19 protein-coding genes are annotated in these 21189 nt (G+C 61.2%); 11 read left to right on the top strand and 8 right to left on the bottom strand.

Features of this window, described 5'->3' with window-relative positions; all coding sequences use genetic code 11:
• Window positions 1–144 precede the first annotated feature (144 nt).
• The 7 genes from QN370_RS08605 (at window position 145) to QN370_RS08575 (ending at window position 6276) form a co-directional block, all read left to right on the top strand.
• Window positions 145–1215 carry a hypothetical protein gene (locus QN370_RS08605; RefSeq protein ID WP_322126744.1) on the top strand — a complete coding sequence of 357 codons (1071 nt, stop codon included), beginning with the start codon at window positions 145–147 and terminating at the stop codon, window positions 1213–1215.
• A 65-nt stretch (window positions 1216–1280) separates the two neighbouring features.
• Window positions 1281–3269 carry a DNA polymerase III subunit gamma/tau gene (gene dnaX / locus QN370_RS08600; RefSeq protein ID WP_322126745.1) on the top strand — a complete coding sequence of 663 codons (1989 nt, stop codon included), beginning with the start codon at window positions 1281–1283 and terminating at the stop codon, window positions 3267–3269.
• Between the two features lie 39 nt (window positions 3270–3308).
• A complete protein-coding gene (locus QN370_RS08595; RefSeq protein ID WP_322126746.1) occupies window positions 3309–3635 on the top strand; it encodes a YbaB/EbfC family nucleoid-associated protein in 327 nt (108 codons plus the stop codon).
• Window positions 3636–3654: 19 nt separating this feature from the next.
• On the top strand, window positions 3655–4251 hold the full coding sequence (gene recR, locus QN370_RS08590; RefSeq protein ID WP_322126747.1) for a recombination mediator RecR: 597 nt from the start codon (window positions 3655–3657) through the stop codon (window positions 4249–4251).
• Window positions 4248–5498 (top strand): CaiB/BaiF CoA-transferase family protein, encoded by a 1251-nt coding sequence (locus QN370_RS08585; protein ID WP_322126748.1) that lies wholly within the window; start codon window positions 4248–4250, stop codon window positions 5496–5498. Before recR ends, QN370_RS08585 begins: the two co-directional genes overlap by 4 nt.
• Before the next feature lie 78 nt (window positions 5499–5576).
• Window positions 5577–6014 carry a CHRD domain-containing protein gene (locus QN370_RS08580; RefSeq protein ID WP_322126749.1) on the top strand — a complete coding sequence of 146 codons (438 nt, stop codon included), beginning with the start codon at window positions 5577–5579 and terminating at the stop codon, window positions 6012–6014.
• Window positions 5992–6276 (top strand): TIGR03643 family protein, encoded by a 285-nt coding sequence (locus QN370_RS08575; RefSeq protein WP_416172116.1) that lies wholly within the window; start codon window positions 5992–5994, stop codon window positions 6274–6276. The genes QN370_RS08580 and QN370_RS08575 overlap by 23 nt, the downstream gene beginning before the upstream one ends.
• Window positions 6277–6288: 12 nt before the next feature.
• On the opposite strand, the gene QN370_RS08570 is transcribed toward QN370_RS08575, so the two are convergent.
• From QN370_RS08570 to QN370_RS08560, 3 genes are all read right to left on the bottom strand, one after another.
• A complete protein-coding gene (locus QN370_RS08570) occupies window positions 6289–8262 on the bottom strand; it encodes a S8 family serine peptidase (protein WP_322126750.1) in 1974 nt (657 codons plus the stop codon).
• 15 nt (window positions 8263–8277) lie between these two features.
• The gene (locus tag QN370_RS08565) at window positions 8278–8565 is read right to left on the bottom strand and encodes a hypothetical protein (protein ID WP_322126751.1); all 288 of its coding nucleotides are present in this window, start codon (window positions 8563–8565) and stop codon (window positions 8278–8280) included.
• 74 nt (window positions 8566–8639) lie between these two features.
• A complete protein-coding gene (locus QN370_RS08560; protein WP_322126752.1) occupies window positions 8640–9629 on the bottom strand; it encodes a hypothetical protein in 990 nt (329 codons plus the stop codon).
• A 306-nt stretch (window positions 9630–9935) separates the two neighbouring features.
• Here QN370_RS08560 and QN370_RS08555 point away from each other — a divergent pair, with 306 nt between their 5' ends.
• A complete protein-coding gene (locus tag QN370_RS08555; RefSeq protein WP_322126753.1) occupies window positions 9936–10811 on the top strand; it encodes a M48 family metalloprotease in 876 nt (291 codons plus the stop codon).
• Window positions 10812–10859: 48 nt separating this feature from the next.
• Here QN370_RS08555 and QN370_RS08550 read toward each other — a convergent pair whose 3' ends face one another.
• From QN370_RS08550 to QN370_RS08540, 3 genes are all read right to left on the bottom strand, one after another.
• Window positions 10860–12842 (bottom strand): gamma-glutamyltransferase family protein, encoded by a 1983-nt coding sequence (locus QN370_RS08550; RefSeq protein WP_322126754.1) that lies wholly within the window; start codon window positions 12840–12842, stop codon window positions 10860–10862.
• 454 nt (window positions 12843–13296) lie between these two features.
• On the bottom strand, window positions 13297–14058 hold the full coding sequence (locus tag QN370_RS08545; RefSeq protein ID WP_322126755.1) for a potassium channel family protein: 762 nt from the start codon (window positions 14056–14058) through the stop codon (window positions 13297–13299).
• Window positions 14059–14159: 101 nt separating this feature from the next.
• Window positions 14160–14861 carry an HAD family hydrolase gene (locus tag QN370_RS08540; RefSeq protein ID WP_322126756.1) on the bottom strand — a complete coding sequence of 234 codons (702 nt, stop codon included), beginning with the start codon at window positions 14859–14861 and terminating at the stop codon, window positions 14160–14162.
• Between the two features lie 215 nt (window positions 14862–15076).
• Here QN370_RS08540 and QN370_RS08535 point away from each other — a divergent pair, with 215 nt between their 5' ends.
• Together QN370_RS08535 and QN370_RS08530 are read left to right on the top strand one after the other, a co-directional pair.
• Window positions 15077–15412: a hypothetical protein gene (locus tag QN370_RS08535; RefSeq protein WP_322126757.1), complete on the top strand. Its 336-nt coding sequence runs from the start codon at window positions 15077–15079 to the stop codon at window positions 15410–15412.
• 34 nt (window positions 15413–15446) lie between these two features.
• Window positions 15447–16784 carry a sorbosone dehydrogenase family protein gene (locus QN370_RS08530; RefSeq protein WP_322126758.1) on the top strand — a complete coding sequence of 446 codons (1338 nt, stop codon included), beginning with the start codon at window positions 15447–15449 and terminating at the stop codon, window positions 16782–16784.
• 90 nt (window positions 16785–16874) lie between these two features.
• On the opposite strand, the gene QN370_RS08525 is transcribed toward QN370_RS08530, so the two are convergent.
• Entirely contained in the window at window positions 16875–17987 is a 1113-nt protein-coding gene (locus QN370_RS08525) for an NADH:flavin oxidoreductase/NADH oxidase (RefSeq protein ID WP_322126759.1), read from the bottom strand.
• Window positions 17984–18844, bottom strand: a complete 861-nt coding sequence (locus QN370_RS08520; RefSeq protein WP_322126760.1) for a D-hexose-6-phosphate mutarotase — start codon at window positions 18842–18844, stop codon at window positions 17984–17986. Before QN370_RS08520 ends, QN370_RS08525 begins: the two co-directional genes overlap by 4 nt.
• Window positions 18845–18967: 123 nt before the next feature.
• Between QN370_RS08520 and QN370_RS08515 the strand changes: the two genes are divergently transcribed.
• On the top strand, window positions 18968–20779 hold the full coding sequence (locus QN370_RS08515; RefSeq protein WP_322126761.1) for an ABC transporter ATP-binding protein: 1812 nt from the start codon (window positions 18968–18970) through the stop codon (window positions 20777–20779).
• Window positions 20780–21189: the final 410 nt, after the last annotated feature.

The following is a 21189-nucleotide window of genomic DNA, read 5'->3' as shown; positions in this document are numbered from 1 at the left end:
CAAGCCGACAGTATCCGCGCTGACCAACAGATTTTTAAAGGGATTTTGCTCCCTGATGGCAGCGCTTTGTCTGCACGCTTTGTGCCAAATCAAGCACTTGCTTGAATTACGTCAAATTTTTATAGCCAATTAACGGGAATATTCATGAAACGTCGTCAATTTATTCAACGCTCGGCCGCACTGGTTATTGGTGCGCCATTATTCGGACTTGGCAACGAGGGACATGCGCAAACAGTGGGATCATTCGATGCGGTCGCTGAAATCAAAAAATTGCGTATCGCCACAGGCACATTTGCCGGTGGCTATCTGATTGCTCCGGCTGGTCGTATTAACTGGTATTTCACCAACCTCGGCATTTTGCCGATTATCCAATATCTGAATGCCGCTGACCTCGACCTGTATATCCGGACCTACCTCGATCTGTATCTGCGCCGACTGGAAGCGAATTCATCGATTCAGGATATTAACTTCACGACCACGCCGACCGGCGCATTCCAGCTGGTATTGGCCGATTCGGACGATTCGTATGCGGCCACAACCCTGTCAATCGTCGCACGCTACCTGAAAGCCAGCCAGAACTGGGCCTGGTGGGATGCCAACAAGGCCAAGTTGAAAACCATGGCGTATCTCAATCTGGCCGTGGCGATCAAGTCCAATGGCATGTCCAGCGTTTTTCAGGCACCGCGTAGCCAGTCCAATTCAGTCGGTTATCTGATGGATAACTGCGAGGTGTATCGCGGTTTGCGGGATTACGCGGCGCTGTTGCGCTCGCGCGGCGAAGCCGTCGATGCGAATTACTACGACAGCTTTGCCACCGGTATTGCGTCACGCATCAGTGCCTCGCTGTTCGATACCGCCCGCAGTGGCTTCAAACCCAGCGATGCCGACGACGTCGCCGGGACGGCGTTTTATGCCGACACGACGTGCCAGGTTTTTCCGCAAGCGTTCGGCATGACGGAGTTGTCGTCGTACTTCGACAAGGGCTGGGCCTACCTGAACGCGGTCACACCAAACTGGCAGGATGGTCGCTATGACGTCTATCCGTGGGCGGTGCTGGGTTTTGTTGCGGCAAAGCGCGGCCAGTTAGTGCAGGCGCAGGCTCAGATGCGGCTTGTCGAAAGCAAGTTTGCCAACGACCGCGGCTTGGCCACGATCAATGAAATCGGTTTTTACCTGCGCTCGAAAAGTCTGCTGGCCGGTCGCGCCGACATCTGACCAAGGGCACCAAATGGGGCCCCGATGTGCGGTAAAATCGCACTTTGCCGATTCGTTGGGCCCCCATGTCCTATCAAGTTCTTGCCCGAAAATATCGTCCCCGCAGTTTCGACACGCTGGTCGGACAAGAGCACGTGGTGCGGGCGCTCAGCCATGCGCTCGACAGCGGACGTCTGCATCACGCGTACCTGTTCACTGGTACGCGCGGCGTCGGCAAGACGACACTATCCCGCATCCTCGCCAAGGCCTTCAATTGCATCGGACTCGACGGTAACGGCGGCATCACCGCCACACCCTGCGGTGTCTGCGCAGCCTGCAGCGCCATTGATGCCGGCCGCTTCGTCGATTACATCGAGCTCGACGCGGCCTCCAATCGCGGTGTCGAAGAGATGGCGCAATTGCTGGAGCAGGCGGTCTATGCGCCGTCGAATGCACGCTTCAAGGTCTACATGATCGATGAAGTCCACATGCTGACCAACCACGCTTTCAACGCGATGTTGAAGACCCTGGAAGAACCGCCCGAACACGTCAAGTTCATCCTCGCGACCACCGACCCGCAAAAAATTCCCGTCACGGTCCTGTCGCGCTGCCTGCAGTTCAATCTCAAGCAAATGCCGCCCGGACATATCGTCGCCCACCTTGACGACATCCTCGGTCAGGAAGGCATCAGCTTCGAGACGCCAGCCCTGCGTTTGCTGGCACAAGGTGCGCAAGGCTCGATGCGCGATGCGCTGTCGCTGACCGACCAGGCCATTGCGTACGCCGCCGGTACCGTCACGCTCGATGCGGTGCAAGGCATGCTGGGCGCGCTGGACCAGTCCTTTCTGATCCGGTTGCTCGACGCGCTCGCCACACAGGACGGCGCTGGCTTGCTGGCCGTAGCCGATGAGATGGCCGTGCGCAGCCTGTCTTACAACAACGCACTGCGCGATCTGGGCACCTTGCTGCACCGTCTCGCGCTGGCGCAATCGGTACCGGCGGCGTTGCCGGAAGACTTGCCGGAACGTGCCGATATCGTGCGACTGGCCGCATTATTCGATGCCGAGGAAGTCCAGTTGTTTTATCAGATCGCCGTGCACGGTCGCAATGAACTCAGCCTGGCACCGGACGAATACGCCGGCTTTTCGATGACGCTGCTGCGCATGCTGGCGTTCCGTCCGGAGCATGCCGGAACGCAGTCAGCATCACCATTGGCATCGTCATCGGCAACAGCGGCAACAGCGGTAGCACCGCGTGCACCGGCCCGGCTCAGTGCCGCGCCAGCAGCCGTGGTCAGCAGTATGCCGGTCGCGCCACGTGCTGTTGCGGCTGCAAGTGCGTCTGCAACGGTGCCTGCAACTGCGCCGCTCAGTCCAGCCCGCGCCGCGCTGGAAGCCGCGCGCGGCATGACGCGTCCGAATGGTGGCGTATCGACACCGCCGCCAGCACGCGTACCAGAACCTAAATCCGAACCAAGGGCCAAGCCGGTCGCCGCAGCGCCATGGGAAGACAACATGCCGCCGATGGGCGAATTCCCGGACGACGATCAATTCGAGCAGGCTCAAAAAAAAACTGAACCGCCGCTAGGTGCGTCACCACCAGCGCCAGCGCCAGTGCGTGCCGCAGCACCAATACCAACGCTCGCTCCGCCCGAGCCGGTCGCCGCGATGGTGGTGATGCCGGTGCCGGAACTCGATTGGGACGGCGACTGGCCGGTGTTGGCGGCGCAATTGCCGGTGCGCGGCGTGGTGCAGCAACTGGCGCTGCAAGCCGAACTGGTTCGTTGCGACAAGGTCGATGGCATCGTGCTGCACTTGCGGGTGCCGCTCGAAACGCTGGCCTCGCCAGCCAATATCGACAAGCTCGCCACCGCCCTGACGACGCAATTCAACCGGCCGGTCCGCGTGAGCACCGAACTCGGCATCGCGCGCCACACCGCCAATGCCAAAGCCAATGCCGAGCGCGCCGCACAGCAGCAGGTAGCCGAACAACAAATCCAGGCCGACCCGTTCGTGCAGGCGATGATGCGTGAATTCGGTGCCACCATCGTGCCCGGCTCGATCAGACCGCACTGATCCGCACTGACTATTTCAAACCCTCACAGGAGAAACACCATGATGAAAAACCAACTCGCCGGCATGATGAAAAAAGTGCAATCGATGCAGGACGACATGAAAAAGATGCAGGACCAGTTAGCCCTGATCAACGTCGAAGGCGAATCCGGTGCCGGCCTCGTAAAAGTCACGATGAGCTGCAAGAACGACGTCAAGCGTGTCGTCATCGACCCGTCGCTGCTGGCCGAAGACAAGGACATGCTCGAAGACCTGGTAGCTGCCGCCGTCAACGACGCCGTGCGCAAGGCCGAAGCACTGACCGCCGAAAAAATGTCGGGCGTGACTGCCGGCATGCCGATTCCTCCCGGCTTCAAAATGCCATTCTGACGACCAGGTCGTTGCGCCGATGAAGACTCCTTCCAGCCTCGAGTTCCTGACCGAAACGCTGCGCCGCTTGCCCGGTGTCGGTCCCAAGTCGGCGCAGCGCATCGCCTATCACCTGATGCAGCACGACCGCGACGGTGCCGAGCAGCTCGGCCGCGCGCTGTTGCAGGCGGTCGACCGGGTTCAGCATTGCAGCCGCTGCAATACCTTCACCGAACATCTTGTCTGCGAAACCTGCCTTGATCCCGAGCGCGACGCGACGCTGCTGTGCGTTGTCGAGACACCGGGCGACCAGCTGATGATCGAACAGACGCTGACCTACAAAGGGTTTTACTTCGTGCTGATGGGCCGGTTGTCGCCACTCGACGGCATCGGTCCGAAAGATATACATCTCGACCGGCTGATCCTGCGCGCGGCCGATGGCGTCGTGGCCGAAGTGGTGCTGGCGACGAATTTCACCAACGAAGGCGAAGCCACCGCGCATTACATTTCCGAGACCATGAAAGCGCGTGGCCTGAAGGTGAGCCGGCTTGCACGTGGCGTGCCGGTCGGCGGCGAACTCGAATATGTCGACGCCGGCACCATTGCCCGCGCGATGCTGGACCGGAGAACGACATGACGACTGCAACCACGCCAGCCACCGGGCCATTGGCCGGCATCAAGGTCCTCGAACTGGGCACGCTGATCGCCGGACCGTTTTGCGCCCGCATGCTGGCCGAGTTCGGTGCCGACGTGATCAAGATCGAAGCGCCCGACGGCGGTGATCCGCTGCGCCAGTGGCGCGTGCTGAAAGACGGTACCTCGCTGTGGTGGTCGGTCCAGGCCCGCAACAAAAAAAGCCTGACGCTCAATCTGAAAGACCCGCGTGCGCAGGATATCGCGCGGCGTCTCGCGCTCGACGCCGACATCATCATCGAAAATTACCGCCCCGGCGTGCTCGAAAAATGGCAGCTCGGCTACGACCAGTTGAAGGCCCTCAATCCGGCCGCGATCATGGTGCGCCTGTCCGGTTACGGTCAGACCGGACCGATGAAGGACTTGCCCGGCTTCGGTGCCATTGCCGAATCGATGGGCGGCTTGCGCTATGTCTCGGGTCATGCGGACCGGCCGCCGGTGCGGGTCGGCATTTCGATTGGCGACTCGGTCGCGGCGATGCATGGCGTGATCGGCGCGATGATGGCGCTGCGCCACCGCGATGCCAGCGGCGGTCGCTGGAATGGCAAGACGGATGACGACTGCGTGGCAGGGCAGGGCCAGATGGTCGACGTCGCACTGTACGAATCGGTGTTCAACCTGATGGAATCGCTGGTGCCGGAATTCGATCACGCCGGCGTCGTACGCGAACGCACCGGCGGTGCCTTGCCCGGCATCGTGCCATCGAACACCTACACCACCGGCGATGGCGACAACATCGTCATTGCCGGCAATGGCGATGCCATCTTCAAGCGCCTGATGGTGGCGATCGACCGCAGCGACATGGCGACCGATCCGCAACTGGCGCGCAACGATGGCCGGGTACCGCGTACTGCCGAGATCGATGGCGCGATCCAGTCCTGGTGCACCACGCAAACCATCGATACCGCGCTGGCAACCTTGCAAGCAGCCGATGTCCCGGTTGGCAAAATTTACTCGGTGCGCGACATGCTGAGCGACCCGCAATTTCTGGCCCGCCAGATGTTCGAGCAGCACGCGTTCGCCGATGGCACGCCGGTCAAGCTGCCGGCGATTTCACCGAAACTGTCGGCCACACCGGGACAGACGCGCTGGCTCGGGCCGGCGCTCGGTGCGCACAATGCCGAGGTACTGGCCGAGCTGGGTTTCGATGCGGCGGCGATCGCGCAACTGCGTGATGACGGCGTAATCTGACCGCAAGAGCGTGCCCGTGACGGACAACCCGGAAGCCATCTACACTAAGCCCCCTTCCAGATAAAAATAGGACAGTCCATGAACATCCCTTTCGCACGTGTCGCAACTGCCTTGGCCATTGCCGTTACTGTCCTGGCCGCCGCCGGCTGTGCTACTCAGGTCAACATGCCGCTAGGCGACGCCAAGTTAAATGGCACGCAAGAGGTGCCGCCGGTCAGTACCTCGGCAATCGGTACCGCAATGATCACGGTGACGGCAAACAAATCAGTCAGCGGTCGTGTGACGACCAGCGGTCTGGAAGGCAAGGCGGCGCATATCCATCAGGGCGCACCCGGCATGAATGGCGGGGTTGTGATCGGCCTGACCAAAAATACCGATGGCAGCTGGTCGGTCCCCCTCGATGCCAAACTGACCGACGCCCAATACGCCAGCTACCAGGCCGGCAATCTGTACGTCAACGTGCATACCGCTGCCAATCCAGGTGGAGAGATTCGTGCCCAGCTCAACGCACGCTGATCCGTCGCCAGCGACGGCGCTCACGCCCGAAGATATTGATCGCATCATCCAGATGGCGTGGGAAGACCGCACCGCTTTCGATACCATCAAGATTCAGTTCGGCGTGACCGAAGCGCAAGTCATCAAGCTCATGCGCAAGCACATGAAGCGCTCCAGTTTTACGATGTGGCGCGAGCGTGTGAGTGGCCGCAAGACCAAGCATCTGGCCTTGCGGTCGGACGACGTGATGCGCTTCAAGTCGAGCGATCAAAAGGGCCTGTAGCCGCTACCAGCACTACCAGCGCACCGGCCCGGGGCTGGCAAATCCGAACGGCATGGATTGCAAGGCACCGGCTTGCAAGCTACTCAGATAGGCGGCATACGCCGGGTCGATTCCACTTGCCATCATCGCCAGAAGCGGATTGAAGCCGGCCGTTGCCAGCGATTCGCCCTGGGCAAGCCGGCGACCGAACACGGGCGCACCGGCAACCGGTCCCGGCTGCGCCAGGAAAGCCTGCTGCGTTTGAACCGGCATGCCGCGCTGCGGTTGCAAACCGACCGCGATCAAGACATCCGGCAGTCCGAATCCGGTGCGGGTCTGGTCGCCCAGATTGATCGGTTGCGAACTGGCCTTGATGATCTGGAACAGCCGTTCGACCCGTGCCGGTCCGCGCGCCTTGAAAGCTCCCTGAAAATCCGGATGATGCGCCAGCACCAGCGCCGCCAGGCCTGTCACATGCGGTGCCGCCATCGAGGTGCCGTCCCACGCCGCGTAATTGTTGGATGGCACCGACGAGGCAATCGCCACGCCCGGTGCGCACACCGCAACCTGCGGCCCGAAGCAAGTGAACTTGGGCGAAAAGAACCCGTTCGCGTCAACCTGCGATCCCAGTGTCTGCGTGTGATAACTATCTTGCGGGAACTCGTTGAGTCGACCCAGCGCCGCCACCGCCAGCACGTTCGGTGACGAGGCCGGATATTGCACCGCGCCGCCCGAATTGCCCGCTGCGACAATGCAGGCCACTCCGGCCAGCTTGGCGCGCTGGATCTGCTGCTCCAGCGCTTCGGATGGTTCGATACCGCCAAGACTCAGGTTGACCACATCGATCTGCTTCTCGATGCAATATTCGAGCGCATCAATGAGCTGGCTGACCTGCCCGCCCGGGAACAGCTTGCAGGCATGGACTTCGGCATCCGGTGCGAAACCGCGTATCCCGACCGTGCTGCTGGCACCGGCAATGACGCCGGCACAATGCGAACCGTGCGATACCGTATCAATATTCCAGCCGCCCGGATTGGTGGTTTTATGCATGACGTCGAAGCCGAAGCGGATTTTTTTCAGGTCGTCGTGACTGGTGGCGGCGCCGGAATCGACGATGCCAACCCGTATCCCCTGACCGCGATAGGTTTGTGGCAGCTGGTCCAGGCGCATCGCTTTCTGGCCCCAGCCGAACGTTTGTTCTTGCGGAAAGTTTGCCAGTGACGGCCACTCCGACAGCAAGCGCATGCCGATCACGTTCGGTTCAGTCGTGCTGATGTCCGGTTCGGCCTGATAAAAACTCCAGTAATCAGCCTTGGGTTTGACGTACAGCCCACGGATTGTTTGCGGCGTATCGCCATACAGGGCCAGTGTCACCCGCCCGCTGACATCGGAAACGCCGGACGTCGGCAGCATGCTGCCAAACAGGTAGACCTCGGCTTCAGGCAGCGGCATGTCGTCCTTGCCTAACACCAGTATCGGAATATTGAGGGCCGGTCCGGCGCTGGCCACCGAGCACGTCACCAATCCCGGTTGCGGCGCGACCTCGTGCAGCACCAGCGGATGATCGCGTTCGACGATCAGCCTGCCTTGCGCCTGCTGGTGCAGGATGCCGGCTTTCTGGTCGGTCATGCGCGCCACCAGAACGCTCGGGACGTCGGCACCCATGCCGTCTGCCAGTACGCCGATGGCGTTTTTCGGACCGACGGTATCAATCACATCGATGTCGGGACTGGAGCGCAGCGCCTGTTCGATGGCACTGAAGGCAAGCGGTTGCAAGCCCATCGCTTGCAGTCCGGGCGAGTGACGCGCCGCGATCAGGAATTGTCCCTTGCGCTGCGAGATGCCGTGTCGCGGGGGCGCAGCGCTGGTCGCGCTGCTGCCTGAGCTGGCTGCGTTTGTTGCTGCTCCGGCACTGGCACCATTGCCGTTGCCGGCGCGACTGTCGTTACTGCTTTCGTCGGCAGGCGGATGCGCGCCCGGGGTCGGGGTATCGGTATTCTTGGCCATGTCGTCTCTTCCTTTTTATTGCAGATTGCCCGGCCACTGGTCGGACTCGTCAAATAGCGAGAGCGGGCGATCGGGTTCGATTTTCAATGGACTTGCTTGTGTAAAACGCTGCTCCAGCGCGGCGGCTTTCGCGTTGCTCATGGCGAGCACCACGGTATGCGGGTGGCCGATCGGACCAATTTGGTCGATCAGTTCCAGCTCGGGATCAATGCTGGCCTCGTCTATGAAAGCGGCCAGCGCGGCCGGGTCTGTCGAGCGGATGATGAAATGGCCCGATTCCGCCTGGTGTTGGTTCGATGGCATGCGTAAGTCTCCTTAAAAAACCAAGCTGAACGCCGCAGCGCCAGCCTGGTGTGGGACGCCGGATCAGTCAGTCATCAGTGCATGAACTGCCCGCTGGCACCGATCTGGGATGGCGGGATCTGATAGGCCTGCGGATAGCTGTTTTGTTGCTGGGCCGCGAGTTGCGCCAACTGTGCTTGCTGGATGGCTTGCTGTGCATAGGCTGCCGCCACCGGATCGGCATTGAACGGCAACAAGCGGCCGATCTGGCTGGCAACGCCGCCGATCGTGTTGCCCAGTCCTGCATTGCCGAACGCGCCACCGATGATGCCACCGAGTGGCTGTCCGACCTGACCGAGCAGGTTGCCAAACCAGCCTTGCGGAGCAAGTTGTTGCTGTTGCTGTGCTGCGGCTTGCTGCGCATAAGCCAGTGCCACCGGATCGGCATTGAACGGCAGCAGACGACCAAGCTGGCCGGCGATGCCGCCGATGGTATTGCCCAGTCCGGCATTGCCGAACGCGCCGCCAATTGCACCACCCAGCGGTTGCCCGACCTGACCGAGCAGGTTGCCAAACCAGCCTTGCGGGGCGAGCTGTTGTTGTAGTTGTGCCTGCTGGGCGGCTTGCTGGGCATAAGCCAGCGCCACCGGATCGGCATTGAACGGCAGCAGGCGACCAAGCTGACCGGCAATGCCGCCGATGGTATTGCCCAGTCCGGCATTGCCGAATGCGCCACCGATGGCACCGCCCAGCGGTTGTCCGACCTGACCGAGCAGATTGCCAAACCAGCCTTGCGGTGCGAGTTGTTGTTGCTGCAGTTGTGCCTGTTGGGCGGCTTGCTGCGCATAGGCCTGCGCGACCGGATCGTTACTGAATGGCAGCAGCGAGCCGCCGATGCCGCCGGCCAGTTGGCCGATTTGCGATCCGAGATTGGAGTTGCCAAATAATCCGCCGATGCCTCGACCGACCAGCCCGCCTAGCGGCGCGCCCAGCAAGCCGCCAAAAAATCCTTGCGGTGCCAGTTGTGATGGATACCCTGCCGCTGCGTTATATCCGGCCGGAAAATTTTGTTGAAATTCATTCATGATCATTGTCCTCGTGATGTTGTGGTTATCGCGTGCAGTCCTCCCGCCAGCGGAGATTCGCTGGTTCCAATCGGGTTTGTTGAAAGCGACGGCGAGGTAATCTTCGGTGCGATGTCGTGTTTTTTCAACTGCACTTGAGGCATGTTTGCGTAGCGTCAAATTGAAGAGCGATCAGCAATGTTTGACAGAATTTATCGTCGCCCAACCGCCGCGTGATGACTTGCGCAAGACGGTGCACGTGCGCGGCTACTTGGCCTCATACTGCGCGATTCCGATCGACAACAATCCTGCAAAGAACACGACGCAATGAAAAAAATTACCAGATGGGCCTTGCTGGGTGCGGCGTTATGCTGCCTGGGACAGGTGGCGCTGGCCGCCCCGGTCGCCACGGAGGGACGCGGCATCAAGGTCAGTTGCAGTCATTTTCACGAGTCGGAAATCAGCCAGATTTACGTTCAGTCAAACACCGCGTCGGCCGAGCCAGTTGCGCTGGAGCGACTCAAGCGCCTCGGCTGCAAAATGACGGTAGCGGCGATGCAGGATGAGGCCGGTTCTGGCAAACGTCGTCTGCTCAACCAGCTGCCGTTTTATCTGGTCGATCGCACGGCCGGTGGTGGCGCACAGGAAGACCAGGCGGTATTCGTCTCCGATCTGGCCGGCACGGCGCGGCATGTCGACGTCGCGCTGAGCGCCTTCGCGCATTACGATGACGACGAACTGACGGCCTTGCTGGCGCATGAAATGAGTCATGCGATTTTGCGCCACGGGATGTGGAACTGGTTGCAACGGTGGCTGGAAATCCTGCTGCCGTGCGCCTTGTTTGGCGGTGCTGCTGCCTGGCTGGGCTGGCGTTTCGGACGCCAGCGGCGCGTCATCGTGGCGCTCGGCTGCGCACTGGTCGGTGGCACATTCGGCGTCGCGATCGCGCAACCGCTTGGCGAGCGCAGTTGTTTGCGCGCCGACTTTGCGCGTGAGCGCGAACTGGAAGCCGATGCCTATGGCGTGCACCTGATGACGCACAGCCCCGGATGGACGCACCAGCAGGCGATCGCGGCTACTGGTAGCGCGTTGCGTAAAACGGCCGATGAGTCCGGTCAGCCCGGTTGTCGCATGAGCACTGTCGTGCTGCATCCGTCCCTGGCGGTCCGGTTATCGGCCCTGGCTACCAGCGGATCGCCATAAGCATTAACCGCAATCCAGTGGCGTGCAACTGGATTGCGTGCAATTGACTCAGGGCTTGGCGGTGTCGCCGAGCACAATGCCTTCACGCCGCGGGTCGGCACCGCCGATCAAGGCCTGGTTGCCGTTGACCACTTCGCGCACGATCGCACTGAGCCCGCTCGACTGTGCGGACACGTTGACGGTATGACCGAGGTTGCGCAAGCCGCGCACCAGTGCATCGTTATCGCCGGCCAGTCCGCCAGCCGGAATGCTGGTGTCGATGTTCGGATGTTCGCCGCCGACCACCAGCGTCGCATTGTTGGAGCCGAAGTCGACCATCGAGACGGCTTGCTGTGCATCGAGTTTCCAGTCCAGCGCGGCGACCAGGGTTTTCGCAACGTACTGGATGATGGTCGCGCCGCCCGGGGAACCGGTAGCCATGTAAAAGTCACCGCGCGTGCCATCGGCATTGCGCTTGAAGACCAGCGTCGGTGCCATCGAACTGCGTGGCCGCTTGCCCGGTTGCACGCGGTTAGCAACGGCCAATCCATCGATCATCGGTGCGGCACTGAAGTCGGTGAGCTGGTTATTAAGCAGAAAACCGTTGGTGAAATGGTAGGAGCCCAGGCCCGATTCGATGGTGGTCGTCATCGACACGACGTTGCCGTACTTGTCGGTCAGCGACAGGTGGGTGGTGCCATGCTCGACCAGCATCGGCGCGGCCAGCGGCACCGGACCGAGATCACCGGCGGCGGCCGGCAACGGAATCGATGAAGTCGTGCTGATCAGGCGCGCACGCTGCGTCATGTACGGCTTGTTGATCATGCTGTCCCAGCTGTTACCGGGCAGCGCGACGAAGTCGGTGTCGGCCACGTACTTGTTGCGATCGGCATAGGCCAGGTTGCCAGCTTCGGCCATCAGGTGCACGCCCAGCACGCTGGGTTTGCCGCCGTTGATGTCGAGCGCACTGGGACCATAGCGCGACATGTCAAAGTTCTCGATGATGCCGAGGATTTGCGCGACGGCGATACCGCCGGATGACGGTGGCGGCATGCCGCAGACTTCAACGTCGCGATACGACGAACAGACCGGCGTACGTTTTTTGGCGCGATAGTTGGCCATGTCCGCCAGAGTCGTCAGGCCTGCCGTCGTGGTGCCGCCGTAGGTGCTGGCGATTTTTGCGACGATCGCTTGTGCGATCGGGCCATCCCCGTAAAACGCATCGGCACCCTTGCTGGCGATGCTGCTGAAGGTGCTGGCCAGCGCCGGATTGTTGATGAGGGAGTTGACCTTGCGCGGGCTGCCATCGGCATTGAGAAAATACGCCGCCATCTCCGGGTCGCGCCGGATGTTGGCGATGGTGCTCGCATCGCTGATCGAGGCGGCCATGCGCGGCGGGATCGGGAACCCGTCCGTGGCCAGTTTGATCGCCGGGTCGAACAAGTCCTTCCAAGGCAAGCGGCCATGTTCGTTGTGCGCCATTTCGAGGACGCGCAAGGTGCCTGGCGTACCGATCGAGCGACCGCTGCGGATCGTGGTCGGAACGGGCGGGGTCTGGTCCGAGGCCGATTTCCATTGCAGATAATTTTCATCGGCGGCAGCCGGTGCCATTTCGCGTCCGTCGTAGGAGCTGACCTCTTTGGAGGCGGCGTCGTAATACAGGATGAACGTGCCGCCGCCGATGCCGGAGGATTGCGGCTCGACCAGATTGAGCACCATTTGCGCAGCCACTGCCGCATCGATCGCCGTGCCGCCTTGTTTGAGCACGTCGCAGGCGGCCTTGGTCGAAGTCGGGTTATTGGTCACGGCCATGTAGGTCCTGGCCATCACGGCTTTTTTTGGCGCGTAGCCGGTAGCGATTTCCGGCGCACCCGGCGCGCCCGGCAGGATGACGGCCTCGCCGCCGGTGGTGCCGTCGAGTTCGCAGCCGGCCTGTGCGGAGAGCGGAATGCTGTCGCCGCCACAGGCACCGAGCGTGAGCGTGAGCACAGCGGCGATACTGCCGGCGCACATTTTTTTGACGGAAAAAGACGGTATGAAGGTCGGTTGCATGGAGTTCTCCGATGATGCTGCTTGATTTTCGTTGGGCGGGCAGGGTGCGATCTGACGTCGCAGTTCAGTACGGAATGCAGCGTGAATTGAGACGTGAATCGAAACGTGAATCGAAGCGTGAATTGACGTGTGAATTGAAGGGCGGTGGCGTCCCGTGACAAAAAAACGGGCGTCGCGAAACGTGCATGATTCCGGATGGAAGGGCATGCGACAAGGGCGGGAAAAGAAGGTTGCCGCCGGTTAGCTACTTGTCGGTATTACACTTATACCCGATAACTTCGCCGGTCTGCACGGTCTATTTTCGTGACAGGGCAGCGCTGTTGGTGTCTTTTCATGAAGCACCGAAAGTACCGGATCGCGGTAGATGTTGACGTGATAGTGTGGCCGACGGGCAAGCGAAAACGCGCTGGTGAATGTGGTCCGCGATCCCGGTGTTCGCGTTGAAATGCCAGCCCTATTGACGGTCGACCGAAGGCGGATGGTCGGCGCGTTCGGTGAAGGTCGGCACCGGTAAGCTCCGGTTCAGTTCCTTGTGCAGCAGTGCAATCTCGTGACGCAGCGCGCGGATGTCCGCATGCAGCTCTTGCTGAAAATGTTTTACGTCTTCGCCAACAAACAGCGCTGCGATGCTGGCCGTGATCACTGAAAAAATCGCATAGCCGAGCAAGACGATGAAGACCGCAAACACACGCGAGGCATGGGTCGATGGCACCAGGTCGCCGTAGCCGACCGTGGCACCGGTGATGAAAGCCAGCCACAAGCCATCGGCATAGGTTAGTACGCGCGGCTCCAGCCAGTAGAAACCGGCTCCCGCCAGCGCCAGCAGGATGATCGACAGCGCGATGATCTGCATCAGGTGCCTGGGCAGCGCCCACGGTGCCAGCAAGGTCGGGAAGCGCAGGAAGACAATTGCACTGTAAGTCAGACGCAGCCACCATTCCAGTTCCGACCACGGCGTGCCGGTCGGCCAGGCGCTGGCCAGTGCGCCCAGCAACAAGCCCGCATCGACCAGCGTGAAACGCCAGTCCGGTTCAATGCCGCGCCGGTACCACAGGTCGACCCCGACCAGCACGGCGGTGACGGCGTAGAGCAGGCTGCCCATCCCGCGCAAGCGGGCATCGACATCATCAAGCAGCAGGTAGAACGCGGGTATCGACAGCACCAGCGCAACGAACAGGATGGGCCGGAAAGGGCTGGGGAGGCGGGATTTTTTCATGGTAACGGGCAGGTGAACCAGGAGGTCACAAGCATAGCAAGCGCGCACCCGCCTGCGCTAGCCGTCAATGCGGGCAAGATCAAACACTTGCCCGATTGCGGTTAGCTAGCTCGCGTGATCCCGAGGCCGTGCCGGATGCGTGCGCAGACGGCATCGGGCGAGCGCGAAATGACTTCGTCGGGTACGCCGAATTTTTCCGTCAGCCGCTGATGGTCTTCAAATCCGTACGACACCATGAACGGATGCATGCCGGTGTCGATGGCAGCGAGGTAATCGGTGTGCTCGTCACCAACCGCATAAGCACGCGCCGGGTTGATCAGGAAGTGGTTGCGGATGGCACGAAAGGCGGTCGACTTGGGCTGGCCCAGCGGCACGCAGGCAACCGTATCAAAGGCGTCGATATCAATCTGGTGGCGCGCAAACAGCTTGCCCAGCGTGACTGCCGGTTCGATTGTGACATTGCGCGTGACGAGGGCGACGCGCAGGTCGGGCGTGGCCAGCACATCGCGCAGCAGGTCGGCGAGGCCCGGATACATCACTGCTTCGTTACGATAGACATCGGTCAGCGTGGCGCGCAGCAGCTTGCGGTTTTGCTTGCCGAACTGCTTGCGCAAGTTGATCGGAAACTCCTTGATGCCACCGAGGTACTTGAGCAGCTTGCGGCGTTTCTGGAAATTTTCCAGCTTGCCGATATCCATCCCGTTGGCCGAAAAAGTCCGGTCAATGGCGCTAAAGCCATCGATCAATGTGCCGTCGGCATCGAAAATGATCAGTCGCTCATCATTGGCGTAGTGGGGTGGCATCAGGCGTCCGGTTTCTCGTAAAGGGCAGGGTTGCGCCCGTATCATAACTGCCGGAGCATGACAGGTTGATTACTTGCGTATTACTCGCTTGCTACTCGCCCGCTACCTGGTCGCTTTTTCCCTCGAGAAATTCGCCACGGCTATGTGCGCTGTTGAACATACGACGGTGATGCGGGCGGGTATCCTGCGCGGTATTCGAATATCACTGATCGGTAATGTTGAACAACCACCAGTACAACCCGGGCAATTTGCTCAACGCGCTCAGTCAACTTTTGAAGCTGCGCAACGACGTCGAGCTGTCCAAATCACTGCACTTGTCGGAGGCGTTGATCGCGCTCATTCGTGAGGGTAGCCATCCGGTGACGGGAGCCATCCTGATCGTCATGCACGAGGTCAGCCAGCTCACGATCACCGAGTTGCGCGCACTAATGGGCGATCGTCGCGGTTCCTGCCGGATGGCCTATGGGCGACTTCGGCAGACCCTCAGACAGACCCTCAGACAGACCTCAGGGATGCCTTCAAGCAGACCTGTCGAAGCGCAGCTATCCTGATCCCATTCATTCCTGTTCCAGAGAAAGAGTTCCCATGACAAATTATCGAACCTTGCCACTGCGCCTGCCTCTGCTGATCGCACTGCTGTATGCGCCAGTCAGCCACGCTGCCGAAGTCCTTGCCGATCCCGGTTACGGCCCGAATCCGACCTTGCCGGAGCCAAGCAAGAGTGTCATTCCGACCGTCAACATCGCTTCCGCCAAAGGCTGGGCGCTGGGCGCGGCACCGACTCCGGCGGCAGGGCTGGCGGTCAATGCTTACGCCTCGGGTCTGGATCATCCGCGCTGGTTGTATGTGCTACCCAACGGTGACGTGCTGGTCGCGGAGTCCAACACACCTGCCAACACGGACAAGCCATCCGGGTTCATCGGCACGATCAAGAGTTTTTTCATGGGCATGGCGATGAAACGCGCCGGCGCTGGCGTGACCAGTCCGAACCGCATCATCCTGCTGCGTGACACCAATGGCGATGGCACGGCGGAAACGCGCTCGGTGTTTCTGGCCGGCCTGAATTCGCCGTTCGGCATGGCGCTGGTCGGCAACGACCTGTATGTCGCCAATACCGACGCCGTGATGCGTTTCAAGTACACCGTCGGTGCGACCGAAATCACCACGGATGGCGAGAAAGTCGCTGACCTGCCAGCCGGCGAGATCAATCATCACTGGACCAAGAATATCCTTGCCAGTACCGACGGCAAGCGGCTGTATGCCACCGTCGGTTCAAACAGCAATGTCGCTGAAAACGGTATCGAGGCCGAAGAAGGCCGTGCGGCCATCATGGAGATCGATCTCAAAAGCGGCAAGTCACGCGTGTTCGCCACCGGCTTGCGCAACCCGAACGGCATGGGCTGGGAGCCGAAAACCGGTGCCCTCTGGACCTCGGTCAACGAGCGCGACGAGCTGGGCAATAACCTCGTACCGGATTACATCACCTCGGTCAAGGATGGCGGATTCTATGGCTGGCCTTACAGCTACTACGGTCAGCGCGTCGACATCCGCGTCACCCCGCAGCGCCCCGATCTGGTGGCGACCGCACTGGTGCCGGACTACGCGATGGGTTCGCATACGGCCTCGCTCGGCCTGACCTTCAACGAGAGTACGCTGCTGCCGAAAAAATACCTGGGCGGTGCCTTTGTGGGCCAGCATGGTTCATGGAATCGCAAGCCGGCCAGCGGCTACAAAGTGGCGTTCGTTCCGTTCACCGATGGCAAACCGGATGGCATGCCGCAAGACGTGCTGACCGGATTCCTGAACGCCGAAGGCGAAGCGCTGGGCCGGCCGGTTGGCGTGACGATTGATCGCAAGGGTGCCTTGCTGGTAGCTGATGATGTCGGTAACGTGGTGTGGCGCGTGACACCGGCAACGCCGTAAGAAGAGGACTAGCAGGAAGCGCCGAACCATGCGGTTCGGCGGAAGTTTCCGGACAACGCGGGCACGCTCATCACGTGCCCGCGTTGTCGTTTACGGCGTGCCCGGAATCGTGCTCGAGAACAGCGCCTTGAGCTGATGCGGCTGCGAGCGCCAGTACTGCGGCGCGGCTTCGACCGATGCGCCCAGTTCGGCGGCGGCATGCCACGGCCAGCGCGGGTCGTACAGCATCGCACGGGCCAGCGCGATCATGTCGGCGTCGCCGTCGGCGAGGATTTGCTCGGCATGGGCGGCTTCGGTAATCAGGCCGACCGCAATGACCGGCATCTCGGTTTCTTCGCGGATGCGGGTGGCAAACGGTACCTGATAGCCAGGGCTGAGCGGAATCTTTTGGGCCGTCGAGGTACCGCCACTGGAGACATCGATGAACGCGCAACCACGCTCATTGAGCGCCGCGCAAAACACCACGCTCTGTTCGATATCCCAGCCGCCCTCGACCCAGTCGCTGGCCGAGATACGCACACCGACCGGAATGCTGGCCGGTATTGCGGCGCGCACGGCATCGAACACCGCCAGCGGAAAGCGCATCCGGTTTTCCAGACTGCCGCCGTATTCGTCGGTGCGCTGGTTCGACAGCGGCGACAAAAATTCATGCAGCAAATAACCATGCGCCGCATGCAGTTCCAGCACGTCGATGCCAAGGCGTTGTGCCCGCAGAGCGGTGGCGACGAAGGCATCCTGAATGCGCTGCATGCCGGCCGCGTCCAGCGCCAGCGGCAGCGTGTCGTGCTCGGCAAACGGGATCGCTGACGGCGCTTCGGTTTGCCAGCCGCCGTGTTCCGCAGTGAGGTTCTTGCCGCCCTCCCACGGGACGGCGCAGGAGGCCTTGCGTCCCGCATGGGCCAGTTGCATGCCAAGCGGTATCGATGAATAGCGGCGGATCGCTTTGACTACCTTGGCTAGCGCAGCCTCGGTCTCATCCGAATACAGGCCGAGGTCGCCCGGCGTGATGCGGCCTTGCGGTTCCACTGCAGCGGCTTCGGTGAAGAGCAGTGCGGCACCCGACAAGGCCATGCTGCCGAGGTGCATCATGTGCCAGTCGGTAGCGTTGCCATCGACGGCGGAGTACTGGCACATCGGCGAGATGACGATGCGGTTTTTCAGAGGCACAGGGCCAAAGGCGTACGGGGAAAACAGGTGACTCATGGGGTGGCTCCTTGTGCTGTTGCAAAATGCGGGGTGGCGCACAGCTGCTGCTGGCCTTGCCAGGATTGGCCCGGCAGCAGCGTGTGCGGATGATGAATCAGGGCGGCTTCGATGCAGACAAACTGGCGTTCGTCGTGCGGCATCAGGTCGGGCAGGGCGGCGGCTTTTTCGGCCCACGGATTCCACACCACGACATCCTCGAAACCGCTCTGGCGAACGCTCAGCGCGCCCATCGGATTGGTCAGCGTGACCGGCGTGGCGAGTGCCGCGTAGATGCGGTCGACTTCCTGTGTGACTGTCAGTGCGGTGTCAGTGCCGCCGCACGGCGTGCGCGGTTCGACTGCGCAGTCGAGGTAAGGCTGGCCTTGCAGACCATCGATCCGGGTTGTGTCGATGGGTGTCGCCAGATAGCTATGCAAGGCGGCGGTAAAGGCAAACGGCTGTTCGCCGGTGTTGGTGATGATCAGATCAATGCTCAACTGCAGTCCTGAAAAGCGCAACTGTATTTCCAATGAAAACCGGCCATCAAATTGCGCGGTGGCGGCCGAATCAGTTACACCCAGGCGCATCAGGCCGGTCTCCGGTGTCGCTTCCAGCAGTGTCCAGCGCACGGTGCGCACCAGCCCATGTTTGGGCAGCGGACCCATGCCGGCAAATTGCGGAAAGACGATGGGGATACCGCCGCGTATCGATGCGATACCGGCGATGACATCATTCCAGCGCGTGCGATCACTCAGGAACAGGCGCTCGACGCCATCGGCGCTGCGCCAGGCGCACAAGTGGCCGCCATGCAGCGATACGGCGATGCGTGCACCGTCGGGGGTTTGCAATGTGGTCAGATGGGAAGGCAGGGTCATCGGCGCTCGCGGGTCGTTTGAAGGAGCAGGCATCATGCCAGTTTTCAGCGCATCCGGTGGTGTGTCCTGGCATCGTCGATAATGGCGCTCTTGCTACCAAGCTCCTGCCACTGCTGTCCTGCCATGCTCAACTTCACTGCCGCACAACGCGCACCCGGCACCCCGGCGCTGCCGACGACGCCGTTTCGCTTCATCCTGTTTTTCGTGCGCCGCTATCGCTGGTGGTATCTGGCCATCCTCCTGCTCGAAACCGTCAACGCCACCTGCGGCATCCTGTTGCCCTATGCGCTGGGTTGCATCGTCAAGGCAGTCACCGCGTCGTCGCTGCCACCCGCGCAACTGATGATCACGTTGCACGCGCCGCTGTTGCTGTTCGTCGGGCTGTGCGTTGGCGAACTGGTATTTGGCCGGCTGGCCGGCGGGGTCCAGATCCGGCTCGGGCCACGTCAGCGCCAGCAGGTGACGCGGGCGTTGTACCACTATCTGCAGCACCATTCGCAACGCTACATGGGCAATAATTTTGCTGGTGCGCTGGCGCACCGGATCAGCGAAACCTCGCTCGGCGTAACGCAGACGCTGTGGTCGCTGATCACCGAGTTCTATCCGGTGTTCATTGTCTTCGTGGTCTCGATCGGCCTGCTGCTCAACACCCATGTCCGGCTGGCGGGTTTCGTGCTGCTGTGGTCGGTGCTGTTCATTGGCATCAGCTACTGGCTGGCGCGTCATTGCCAGCCGTATGCGCTGAAAGCCTCGGCCGCACGCAGCGAAACGACCGGCCAGATTGTCGATGCGGTGACCAACCTGACCAGTTCGCGGCTGTTCGCCCGACTCGGGTTCGAGCGCGCCAATCTCGATCGCTCGCTGCAATCTGAAATGGTGGCGATCCGGGTCTCGAATACCTACAACGAACGGGTGCGCTGGTTTCAGTTCACGGCTGCCGCAATCCTGAAAGTCGGCGTGCTGTATTACGCATTGACGTTGTGGAGTCGCGATGAAATCTCGGTGGGCGATTTTGTGATGGCGGTCAGTCTGGCGCTGCTGATCATCAATGAAGCGCGCAACCTGAGCCGACGCTTTCTCGAATTTTTTGAATACATCGGCAATGTCAGCAATGGCGTCAACGTGATCGTCCGTCCGCATGAAGTCATCGACGCGCCCGGTGCCGCCGATGCGCTGGCCGCGCCGCTGCGCCATGGCGAGATCGTGCTGCGCGATGTCGACTTCGGCTACACGGCGGGCCGGCCGGTGTTCGAGAAGCTCAACCTGGTGATTCCGGCCGGGCAGCGCGTCGGGCTGGTGGGGTTTTCCGGCTCGGGCAAATCAACTTTCGTCAGCCTGATCCTGCGGCTCTACGATGTCGACGCCGGTCAGATTCTCATCGATGGCACCGATGTCCGCCACATTACGCAAGATGCCCTGCACCAGCAGATCAGCCTGATCCCGCAAGACCCCAGCCTGTTTCATCGGTCTCTGATGGACAACATCCGTTACGGTCGACTGGAGGCGAGCGACGCCGAGGTGGTCGCGGCCGCACGGCAAGCGCATGCCGGCGACTTCATCGATGCGATCCCGGGGCAATACCAGTCGATGGTCGGCGAGCGCGGCGTCAAGTTATCCGGCGGCCAGCGCCAGCGCATTGCGATTGCCCGCGTGATCCTCAAGGACGCACCCATCCTGATCCTCGATGAAGCCACCTCCAGCCTCGACTCGATTACCGAGCGGGCGATCCAGGACACGCTCGACGAAGTCATGCAGCGCAAGACCGTCATCGTGGTAGCGCATCGCCTCTCGACCATCGCCCAGCTCGACCGCATTTTGGTGTTTGATGCCGGGCGCATTGTCGAAGATGGCACGCATGCGCAGTTGCTGGTGCTGCGTGGGCGGTATTTTCAGTTGTGGAGCAAGCAGGCGGGTGGGTTTCTGGACGATGCCTAGTGGAGCGGTGCGATGCCCTTCGGTTATCGCACCCTACCTGCGACGGTCGATCGTAGGGTGCAATAACCGCAGGGCATTGCACCGAATGCACTGACAAAGCTCGCCAGTCGTAGGGTGCAATAACCGAAGGGTATTGCACCGAATGCACTGACTGCGGTAACTGAGGGAGCGACTACGGTTTGCTTTTTCCTGTGGTCGCAACCCCCCATCGGCAGCAACCAGGGTCAGAGTTTTTTTTCGCAGGCTTTATTGCGAAAATTACTCTGACCCTGGTTGCGGATTCGGAGTGCTTACGATCCAATTTCCGTGCTGGGGTTGCTGATTCTTTTTCTGCTCCGCCACGACCTAGCCGGGGGCGGCCCGGCAGCCGGACCGGCATGCGGTCCCTTCTTTTTGCTTCGCCAAAAAGA

It is taken from the genome of Actimicrobium sp. CCI2.3, assembly GCF_035019065.1.
In the GTDB taxonomy this organism is placed as follows: Bacteria; Pseudomonadota; Gammaproteobacteria; order Burkholderiales; family Burkholderiaceae_D; genus Actimicrobium.
The sequence above is the reverse complement of the archived record's forward strand: the minus strand, read 5'-3'. Positions and strand labels throughout refer to the sequence as shown.